Annotated in this window: 9 protein-coding genes and 1 rRNA gene; all 10 read right to left on the minus strand. The window is 72.0% G+C overall.

Annotated elements, in window-relative coordinates:
• Positions 1-65: ribosomal RNA gene (locus ACKOQ4_RS09710) — 16S ribosomal RNA — on the minus strand; the annotation flags it as partial.
• Positions 66-439: 374 nt separating this feature from the next.
• On the minus strand, positions 440-1,720 hold the full coding sequence (gene tyrS, locus ACKOQ4_RS09715; protein WP_526291242.1) for a tyrosine--tRNA ligase: 1,281 nt from the start codon (positions 1,718-1,720) through the stop codon (positions 440-442).
• 30 nt (positions 1,721-1,750) lie between these two features.
• A complete protein-coding gene (locus tag ACKOQ4_RS09720) occupies positions 1,751-2,362 on the minus strand; it encodes a DNA-3-methyladenine glycosylase (protein ID WP_526291244.1) in 612 nt (203 codons plus the stop codon).
• Positions 2,359-3,837: a phytoene desaturase family protein gene (locus tag ACKOQ4_RS09725; RefSeq protein ID WP_526291246.1), complete on the minus strand. Its 1,479-nt coding sequence runs from the start codon at positions 3,835-3,837 to the stop codon at positions 2,359-2,361. The genes ACKOQ4_RS09720 and ACKOQ4_RS09725 overlap by 4 nt, the downstream gene beginning before the upstream one ends.
• Positions 3,827-4,621 carry a lysophospholipid acyltransferase family protein gene (locus tag ACKOQ4_RS09730; RefSeq protein ID WP_526291248.1) on the minus strand — a complete coding sequence of 265 codons (795 nt, stop codon included), beginning with the start codon at positions 4,619-4,621 and terminating at the stop codon, positions 3,827-3,829. Before ACKOQ4_RS09730 ends, ACKOQ4_RS09725 begins: the two co-directional genes overlap by 11 nt.
• Positions 4,618-5,853, minus strand: coding sequence for a glycosyltransferase family 2 protein (locus ACKOQ4_RS09735; RefSeq protein WP_526291250.1), 1,236 nt, complete (start codon positions 5,851-5,853; stop codon positions 4,618-4,620). The genes ACKOQ4_RS09730 and ACKOQ4_RS09735 overlap by 4 nt, the downstream gene beginning before the upstream one ends.
• Positions 5,850-6,926, minus strand: coding sequence for a carotenoid 1,2-hydratase family protein (locus ACKOQ4_RS09740; RefSeq protein ID WP_526291252.1), 1,077 nt, complete (start codon positions 6,924-6,926; stop codon positions 5,850-5,852). Before ACKOQ4_RS09740 ends, ACKOQ4_RS09735 begins: the two co-directional genes overlap by 4 nt.
• A 144-nt stretch (positions 6,927-7,070) precedes the next feature.
• A complete protein-coding gene (locus ACKOQ4_RS09745) occupies positions 7,071-7,268 on the minus strand; it encodes a Trm112 family protein (protein ID WP_526291258.1) in 198 nt (65 codons plus the stop codon).
• Between the two features lie 22 nt (positions 7,269-7,290).
• Positions 7,291-7,935 carry a hypothetical protein gene (locus tag ACKOQ4_RS09750; protein ID WP_526291254.1) on the minus strand — a complete coding sequence of 215 codons (645 nt, stop codon included), beginning with the start codon at positions 7,933-7,935 and terminating at the stop codon, positions 7,291-7,293.
• A 96-nt stretch (positions 7,936-8,031) separates the two neighbouring features.
• Positions 8,032-10,006: AMP-binding protein (locus ACKOQ4_RS09755; RefSeq protein ID WP_526291256.1), on the minus strand; the 1,975-nt coding region annotated here is incomplete at its 5' end.

Raw genomic sequence — 10,006 nt, forward strand, 5'->3', positions numbered from 1 at the left:
TCGACTTGCATGTGTTAAGCACGCCGCCAGCGTTCGTCCTGAGCCAGAATCAAACTCTCCAAACAAAAACCCCTCGCAAAAACGAGGCGGAATCCGAATCAGAAAAATCTGACCAAGCACCAGAAAAAATCTGGCAAAAAAGCCAAGCCCCGGCACGGGGGTACCAGAACCCGACAAAACAAAAAACAACAAACAAAAACCACCAAACACACTATTGAGTTCTCAAACAACACACCCGGCATCCGGTCGCACGGCCGAACCCCGCGGCGAATGCCGCGTACTCGTTGTGCGGTCAGAAGGAACGCTCCGAAGTCCGGAAACATTCCCGATGGATGCCGTCGCGCTCAGCGGTCGGAACCGCGTCGCAACGACAGAACCCAAGTTACGTCAGGGGCACACCCGAGTCAAATCCCCGAGCCCTGGGAACCCTTGACCGCGGTCACCGATGATCAACCCGCTCGACGCCGGCGATATTCCGCTTCCCCCGGCGCAGAACCAGCCACCGCCCGTACAGGAAATCCGATGCGCCGGCCGACCACTCCTCGCTGTCCACCCGAATGTTGTTGACCGACACCCCGCCCTCGGCGATGGTGCGCCGGGCCGCCCCCCTGCTCTCCGAGAGCCCGGTGGCCACCAGCAGGTCGACGATGCCGTCCGGACCGCCCGGTTCCAGCCGCGCCACCGAGGTCTCACCGAGCGCCGCCGCCAGGGTCGCCTCGTCGAGCCGGTCGAGGTCGCCGCGGCCGAACAGCGCCCGCGAAGCGTGCTCGACCGCCTCGGTCGCCGCTTCGCCGTGCACCAGTGTGGTGAGTTCGCGGGCCAGCCGGCGCTGCCCGGCCCGCTCGTGCGGTCGCGTCGAGGTGGCTTCGGCCAGTTCGGCGAGTTCCTCGGCACCCAGGAAGGTGAACCAGCGGAGGTAGCGGACCACGTCGGCGTCGGCGGTGTTGATGAAGTACTGGTACCAGGCGTACGGGCTGGTCATGTCCGGGTCCAGCCACAGGCTGCCGCCGCCGGTGGACTTGCCGAACTTGGTCCCGTCGGCCGCGGTCACCAGGGGCACAGTCAGGGCGTGGACGGTCGCCCCGAGCTTCTGGCGGACCAGTCGGACCCCGGCGATGATGTTGCCCCACTGATCGGAGCCGCCGATCTGCAACGAGCAGCCGTACCGCCGGTGCAACTCCACGTAGTCGTTGGCCTGCAGCAGCATGTAGCTGAACTCGGTGTAGGAAATGCCCTCGCCGTCGAGGCGCCGGCGGATGGTGTCGCGGTCGAGCATGACGTTGACCGAGAAGTGCTTGCCGACGTCGCGCAGGAACTCGATCGCCCCCAGCGGCTGGGTCCAGGTCAGGTTGTTCTCGACGACGGCCCCGGTGCGCGAGTCGTCGAACGCGACGAACCGCTCCAGCTGACCACGAATCCGCTCGGACCATTGCGCCACGGTGTCGGCGGTGTTCATCGTCCGCTCGCCGGTGTCCCGCGGGTCGCCGATGAGCCCGGTCGCGCCGCCGGCCAGGACGATCGGCCGGTGACCGGCACGCTGGAAGCGTTGCAGGGTCAGCAGCGGCACCAGGTTCCCGGCGTGCAGGCTGGGCGCGGTCGGGTCGAACCCGCAGTACACCGTCATCGGCGGCTGCGCGGCAGCGGCGGCGAGCGCATCGACGTCGGTGGACTGCGCGACGAGTTCGCGCCAGTTCAGCTCATCGAGGATCGTCGTGGCCATACCGCTGATCTTCCCGTATGGGCTCGGGGATCAGTCGCTGCAGCCCGGGCGTGGCGCGCGGGGACTGCGCCGGTAGGCCGACACCTCCGGACGGCCCTGCAGCCACAACCGCCAGGGGCGGTCGGCGGCCTGACTGACCCCGACCCGGGGCCCGCTGCGACCCTGCCCCGGCTCGCCGAGGCGCACTGTGACCGGCGACCGGCCGTCGAAGACGTCGATTCCGTTGTCGGCCATCGAGATTGCCAGGGCCTGACACAGATTTCCCGGACCGCGCGCCAGGCCAGGCCGCGGAACAGCCCCGCCACGGCGCCGCGCGGCCTGTCGCTCGCCGGACTCGATGACCGCCGCCCGCAGCAGAACAGCCGCGGCGACCCCGTCGGCCCCGCAGGAGACGTTGGCGCACACATGGATTCCGTGGCTGCGGTAGGTGTAGAGCCGACCGGGTGGTCCGAACATGACGGCGTTGCGGGCCGTCTGCCCGCGATAGGAGTGGGCGGCCGGGTCGGGCCACGGGCCGTCCCCGGGGCCGCCGTATGCCTCCACCTCGACGACCCGGGCACTGACCCCGCGCGCGGTGATGACCGAGCCCAGCAGCAGCCGCGCGGCGCTGAGCGGATCGGCCGACAGCAGGTCCGCACTCACGAGAGGCCGAGGTCTCCGCTCAGGCAGTCCGCGGCGGCCATACCGGACAGGGCGACCATCGGCAGCCCGCCGCCGGGGTGGGCGCTGCCCGAGGCGAGGTAGAGGCCGGAGCGCCCGGGTACCCGGTTGGGCGGACGCCTGAATGCGGCGAAGCGGTCGTTGCTGGCGGCGCCGTAGATCGCTCCGCGGCTTCCCGGGAAGGCGGCGGCGAGTTCGGCCGGCGTGCGGCGCCAGACCAGATCGTCGCCCCGGCCCCACAGGCCGGCCGCTCGGACCCGTTGTTCCACAGCCGATTCCAGCTCCGCCCACACCCGCGCAGGCCGCGGCTCGGCAGCCGGTTCGGCCGGGGCATTGGCCATCACGAAGACCGGTTCGGCGTCCGGCCAGCCGGCCACTCCATGGCAGCGCTCCTGGGCGCACAGGTAGACCGTTGGGTCCGCGGGCGGACGGTCGCGGTCGAAGATGTCGGCGAACTCGGCGTCGTAGTCGGCGGGGAAGATCACCTCGTGGGGCCGCCGGTCGGTACCCCGGCCGGCCCGCAGCGCGGCCGTCCACCCGGACATCGAGGCGGCCGTCGCGGCCGGCAGGTGCCGGCCGGCATCGGGCAGGGCGCCGGCGCGCAGCCAGTCCACATCGGCGTTCACCACGACGGCACGGCCGCGCCGTTGTCCCCCGCCGGCCAGTGCGATGCCGGTGACCGCGCCGCCGTCGACCAGCAGGTGCTGCACCCCGGCGTTGCACTCGATGACCCCGCCGTGGGCTTCGACAGCCGCGACCAGCGCGCCGACCAGCGCGCGGAGTCCGCCGTCAACACCGTATCCGCCCAGCGAAAGCTCAACGTGCGCAATGCAATTGAGTGTTGCCGGGGCCTTCCGCGGATCGCTTCCGTTGTAGGTCGCGTAACGGCGGAGCAACATCCGGAGGTGCGGTTCCCGGACCAGCCGGTCGATACCGGCCGCCATGCTGCGCAGCGGGTCGACGGCGGCCAGGGCGCGCGGCCGGCGCAGGGCGAGGCCGGCCATGCCTGCCCAGGTGGGGGCCGGGCCGAAGACGAAGTTCGGGGCCGCCGCCTCCCAGATGCCTCGGCTGTAGGCCAGGAAAGCCGCCAGCTCGGCCTCCGCGGCCGGTCCCAGGGCCGCGCCGACGAGGGCGAGTGTCCGCTGCGGATCGTGGGCCACCTCGACCACGCAGCCGTCGGCGTAGTGGTAGCGGAAGCCCGGGTCGAGCGGGCGCAGGCCGACGACCTCCTCGAAGCGCAGTCCGGCCCGGGCGAACAGCCCGGTGAACACCTCGGGCAGGGTCAGCACACTGGGCCCGGTCTCGATCACCACTCCGTCGACCTCGACGGTGCCGGCTTTGCCGCCGGGCCGAGGACCGGCCTCGAGCACCCGCACCGCAACACCACGCGCGGCCAGGGCCAGCGCGGCGGCCAGCCCGCCGATACCGGCTCCGACCACCAGGACCTCAGCGGTCACGAGGCCCCCTGCGGCCCGGCAGCAGCGTCCTGGCCGGCCGCACCAGCGGGGCGAAGCCTGGCAGCGGGTCGCCGGGGTGGCTGCGGGCGCGGCGGCCGTCGGTCGCCGCCGTCACGGCCCGGTCGATGACCGCCAGCCCGTCGAGCAGTGCGGCCTCCACGGCGGGCAGCACCGCTGCGGCCGCGGCCGCCTGCCCGGGAATCGGTGCGCCGAACCGGACGACCGCGGCCGGCCGGTCCCGCTCGAGGTAGACGTAGTCGAGGCTGACCACGACGATGTCGGCCGGATTGTGGGCATGCATGACCCGCAGGCCGGGTTTGAGATCCAACGGCCGCAGGTGTGCTGGACGCTGACGGCCCTGCGGGTAGATCCACAGCGCGCGGCCGGGCCGGTCGAGCAGGTCGACCGCGGCCTCCAGGCATTCCCGGCTGCGTTCGGGACTGCTGCGGTCCAGGGGCAGGCCGCCGAGCCAGCCCAGGAACGGCAACCGGCGCAGGTTCTCGGCGTCCATCATCGCCCAGCCCAGACCGCCCAGCGCCTCGTCGAGCACGACCACGAGCAGCGCGTCCCACCACGCGACGTGGTTGGAGGCGAAGATCAGCGGCCGGCCGGCCAGCGCGGCGCGGGCCTCGTCCAGACCGGACACCCACAGCCCGTCCAGGCCCCGGGACACCCGGCGGCGGGCGTAACGGCGGGCCTGGCGCAACACGCCCTGGCGGCGGGTGTCCCCGGCCCGGGCCAGGGCGGCTCGATCGGAGACGCTGTCGGGTGTCCCCCCGCTCACACGGCCTCCCGCTGGGCGCGGGCGGCGTAGGAGCGCCCGCGCCAACGGATGTCGCCGCGGCGGCTGCACCGGAAGCTGTTGAGCAGCACCCCCATCATCAGCAGTACGGCCACCGGGTGCAGCAGCACACTGACCGTGCTGTGGCCGTGGCGCAGCGCCATGATCAGTCGCAGACCCAGGTTGGCGGCCACCCCGACCGCGGCGGCGGCGGCGATCCCGCCGGCTCCGGCCAGTAGCGCAACCGGCAGCGCGACGAACGGTGCGACGAAGAACAGCAGATGCAGCACCAGCACCAGGATCATCGCCGGCGGATTGCCGCCGATTCCCTCGTAGAAGTTCTTGGAGAAGCCACGCCACAGCGAGGCGGCGTCGAAGTACATGCGGCAGTTGGCCATTCGATCACCGTCGGCGAAAACGACGCGGCGCCCACTCTGCTTGAACGCGCGGCACAGCGCCATGTCGTCCACCAGGCTGGTGCGCACGCGGGCCCAGCCGCCGACGGCCTCCAGCGCCGCCCGGCGAATCAGCAGCAGCTGGCCGTTGGCCGCCAGCACCCGGGGGTCGCGCGTCAGGTGGATCAGCGGCAGCGGCAGCCAGGCCACGTAGGACAGATGCAGCAGCGGCATCAGCAGCCGCTCGATGAAACTGCCGGTGCGCTGGCGGGGCACGGCGGTGACCAGGTCGGCACCCAGCCCGCCCGGCACCACGTCGGGCGATCCGAGCAGCGAGAGCATGCGCAGCAGGCCGTCCTCGCGCAGGGCGACGTCGGCGTCGACGGTCAGCAGCAGGTCGGCGCCGGCCGCGGCGCTGAGGCGGTGCAGCGCGTAGGGCTTACCCACCCAACCGGCGGGCAACCCGTCGCCGCGCAACACCCGCAGCCGGGGCAACTCAGCCGCCAACCGGTCAAGGACCTCGGCGGTGCCGTCGGTGGAGCCGTCGTCGTAGACCACGATCTCCACGACCGGGCCGAGGGCGGCGTCGGCGGCCCGCACGCAAAGCTCGATGTTGGCGACCTCGTCGCGGGCCGGGATCAACACGCTGACGCCGCCGGGCGCGGTAGCGGCCGCGCCGGGCCGGACCCGGCCCCGGGTCCAGAACGCCGCGTTGAACACAACCAGGCTCAGCGACAGCAGGGCGGGCAGTGCCAGCAGGGCGGCCAGCACCCGGGCCCAGGGCGGCGCGGAGCCGTCGAGCAGGGCCGCCGGCGACAGGTCGGGCCGGGCGGGGGTCATACCTGCGCCGCCCCCGACCCGAGCAGCCTCGCCCACCGGCCCTCGGCGTCACCGGAGAACAGCGGCAGCCACATGGAGTTGGGGCCGGCCGTCCGGTGCACCCGCATCCGCACCAGCGGCCGCAGCAGGTCGGCGTCCACCCGGTCGGGCACCAGGTTCTCGCCCATGCCGTAACCCTGCTCGTCGCCACAGCGCCCCCGCAGCAGGTAGCGCTGGTAGAACGGGCCGTTGTCGAGCAGGGCTTCGACGTCGACGTGAACCGGCTTGCCGTCGGGATCGGGGAAGGTGGCGGAGGTGGGCCAGCGCAGACCCCAGGAGCTTCGCCGCAGGCGGCCGATCTGCAGGCCGGCGTCTTCGCGCACCCGGCAGGATCCGTCGGCCGCGATTTCGACGACGAGATCGCGTGCGGCCGAACCGGATTCGGACGGCATCAGGCGGTAGAAGATGAGATCGCGCCCGGGCAGCGCCAGCCGGCCCCACCACCAGTTGCGGATGCCCAGATCGTGCAGTGCCCGGTCGGCGCAGTTGCGGTCGTGATAGCCCCGGCCGTCCAGGCTCAGCGTGCCGGCCGGAGTGGTCAGCTCCAGGCCGCCGCGGCCGGCGGCCATCATCGGCGTCCAGCGATGGGTGCTGCCCGGATCGGGCACCGCACCCGGTGCGTCCCGGCGCAGCGGGCCGGACAGCCACAACCGTCCGGTTGCCCGCCCGCCGGTCGGCAAGGCGAGGTCGAGGCTGGCCTGCAGGGTGCGGGTCGGGGCCGTCCCGGCGGCGCCCGGCGCATCGGTCCAGGCGAACGAGCAGTCGCCGAGCTTCCAGGACCGGCCGTCCTCACCCCAGACGCAGTCCTCCCGGGCGAGTTCGGAGAGAAGGTAGAAGCGTTCCCGCCCGTCCTCGTAGACCACCAGGTTGACGCTGGGCCGATCGACCGGCAGTTGTGGCCGGCCGGCCCGCGCCGCCCCGGCATAGCCGGGCAGGAACGGCAGCCCCCACGACCAGATCAGGGTGGCGCCGCGGCCCCGGTCGTCGACCAGGTCGACGTAGAACCAGGTGAATCCGCCCGGGCTGTGCAGCACAGCAGGGTCGGGAGTGCAGTCGGCAGAACATAGCGCGATCAGGTGGCCTCCGGAATCCGGCCCGGGAGCGCCCCGAACCTGCTCAATTTTAGCCAAACCGCTTAGCGCTCAGAACCTTTCCATGCGACCCCCGGACCGGCATCTTCACCCCGGGTTTTCGGCCGTCAGTCGCAGGTGCTCGTCCTCGTCCACCTCGGCCGCCTCGTCGACGAGCAGCACCGGAATCCCGTCCTCGATGCGGTAGGCCCGGCGCAGCCGCGGGTTGTAGAGAACCTCGCCGACCTGCAGCAGCGGCCCCCGGTCGGCGGGGCAGACCAGGATCTCCAGGAGCGCCGGGTCCAGCGGCTTGCGGTCCGGCACGGGTCTAGGGCGCCGGCGGAGCAGGAACCGGGGTGGCCTGCACGCTGACCGGCGCCCCGGCCGCGGGCTGGGGAGCCAGGCCGGCCGGGTTGCCGGCGCCGGGCATCTGTCCGGCGCCCATGACCGCGCTGTTGGCGTTCTGCTTGGACTGCGCGCTGGAGAGAATGTCCATCTGGGCCTTGAGCTTGGTCTGGTAGGCGATGGTGTCCTTGAGCGCGGCGATCAGCGGCAGCTGGTTGGGACGGTAGTTCATCGCCGTCTGCAGACCGTCCAGGTACTGCTTGGACGGCTTGTAGCCCATCGACCGCAGCTTCAGCGCGACCCTGAGCAGGTTGGACAGCTGGCCGCCGCCGGCGCCGACCAGGTACTCGTCGGCCAGCTGGTCGAGGACGTCACCACTGGCCGCGCCCGCCGCTGCGGCCGCCGTGGCAGCGGCGGCGGCTCCGGCGGCAGCCCCGCCGTCGACGGCGATGGTGGGCTTGGGGGTGGGCGTTGTCACCAGGCTCGGGGTGGTCACCGCTCCCGCAGCGGCCTGCGCCGACGGGCTGGGCGCGGGTGCCGGGGTATCGGTGGGGTCGGCGTGGGCCAGGCCGGCCGAACCCAGCACCAGTCCCACCGCGACCGCCAGCCCGGCTACGTCGTCGCGCACGGCGCGACACCACCCTGCTGTGGTCATACACCCCTCCGCCCGGGAAACCGCCAACGGCGAGCCTAACAGCGTCGGCCCGGCCGGGCCGAACCGCGATCAGCCGTCCAGACCGGCCAGACCGGCCCGGGCCGCCGCCGTCAACCTCCTGTACTGGCCTGTATCGGTGTCCAGATACCAGCTGTTACGACCGGCTTTGGGGATGCCCGCGGCCCGCAGAGCGGACACCACCGGCCGGTAGGACGCGCTGACCGACAGCTTGGGGACCACGTGCACGACGTCGGGCGGCAGTCCGGCGGGCATCTTCGACACCGCATCGCCGATGTCGGCGGCGGTCACCGTCATCCCCGGCCGCAGCGTCACCGCGGTGACGGCCCGGGTTCCGGCCGGGGTGTCCACCCCGTAGGTGACTGCCAGGTCCACCGCGGAGATGGCCCCGACGGCGTCGGTGATCGGCGCCGGGAACACCACGCCGCGGGGCGTGCGGAGCAGCCCGGAGCGGTTGCCCAGCAGCCAGAAGTCGCCGTCGGCGTCCCGGTAGAAGACGTATTCGGTGGAGATCCAGATGTCCCCGGCGGCGAACACGCCGCGCTTGATCGAGGCCGTCGGGTCGATCGGGCCCCACGGCCTGGCCAGCAGCACTCCGATCTCGTCGCGGCCGGCGACCCGCACGAACCCGCGGTTGTCCTCCAGGATCAGATCCAGGACCGGGTCGTAGGCGCCCAGTTCGACGTCGCCGCCGCCGGGCAGCGGGCGACCCTCGCTGCCCACTTTGACCCCGGCGACGTTGGCCAGTACGGCCTGGCCGTCGGAGGTGGCGAAGAACTCCACGATCTTGGCCGGCGCGAAGTCCTCGAGGATGCGCTGCCACAGGCCGGTCGGCATGCCCGATCCCATGAACAGCCGGATCGGGTTGTTGCCGGACATCGAGAAGTTCGGGTCGTCGATGACCTCCCGCAGCATCGACCAGGTGTAGGTGACCACGGTGACGCCGTATTGGCGGACCTCTTCGAGGAACCGGTCCGGGTGCAGCCCGCGCGACAGCGCGATGCGCGACCCGGCGACCACCGAGCCGCCGAGGGAGACCAGCAGCCCGGCCTGGTTGTGCAACGGGGTCAGGCAGTAGACGGTGTCGTTGCGGTTCAGCGAGGCGGCCGAGGCGGTGCCGAAGGCCGACAGCGAGAATCGGTAGTTGGTGATCTGCTTGGGCACCAGTTCCCCGCCGCCGACGGCGTTGAACACCACGAACGCCACATCGCGGGCGTAGCCGGGATTGGGCCGGTACCAACCCGGAAGGTCGACCGCGTCGGGGTCGATCTGCTCCATGTCGACGACGGCGCTGTCCGCGGGCAGGTCGAGGCTGCGGGCCTCGCCGCCGCCGAGCACGAGGACCTGCACCGGCAGCCCAGACGCCGCCGCCAGGTTGGCCGGGTCGGCGATGACGTCGGTGATGCCGCCGAGCCGGGCCGCCTGGGCCAGGTCGGCATCGGGGGGCATCAGGACCGCCACGGCGCCCAGCCGGGACAGCGCGGCGATGGCGACCAGGGCCGAGGGCCGGGTGTCCATCAGCACGCCGACCCGGCTGCCCTGGCGCACCCCGACCTCGATCAGGCCGCGGACCACGTTGTCGACGCGGCGGTTGACGGCCTGATAGGTGTGCACGCGTCCGTCGAAGAGCAGGAACTCGCCGTCGGGGGCCTCCTGGGCCTGCTCCTCGATGATGCGGCCCAGTGATATCCGGGTGTGGTCGTTGATCTGGCCGAGGCGGACCAGTCGCGGCAGCGTGCGAACGGTCTCGATGGCCAGCGTCCGCACCGAGTTGTTGGCGGCCACCACCGCGTCCGCGGCGCCCTTGGCCACCGAGAGGGCGAGTTCGGACGCCTCGGCCATGCCGAGCATCAGACGTGAGCTGAACGGAACGCCCGATGAGTCCGGCGTCGCCACCTCGAGTTCCTGCATCAGCTCGATGTTGGCCGGGCGCGGCTGCCGACCGGACACCCACAGCACCCAGTCGGCCACCGTCGGCCAGGTGTTGTTGGCGGCCTTGGAGCCGACCACCAGACCGAAGTGGCCG

This window comes from Mycobacterium sp. (assembly GCF_046095365.1).
Taxonomy (GTDB): Bacteria; Actinomycetota; Actinomycetes; order Mycobacteriales; family Mycobacteriaceae; genus Mycobacterium.

Bases quoted from the DNA above. Each gene is read 5' to 3' on its own strand.
- tyrS (WP_526291242.1), bottom strand. From the start codon at position 1,720: ATGGCCACGACGATCCTCGATGAGCTGAACTGGCGCGAACTCGTCGCG.
- ACKOQ4_RS09735 (WP_526291250.1), bottom strand. From the start codon at position 5,853: ATGACCCCCGCCCGGCCCGACCTGTCGCCGGCGGCCCTGCTCGACGGC.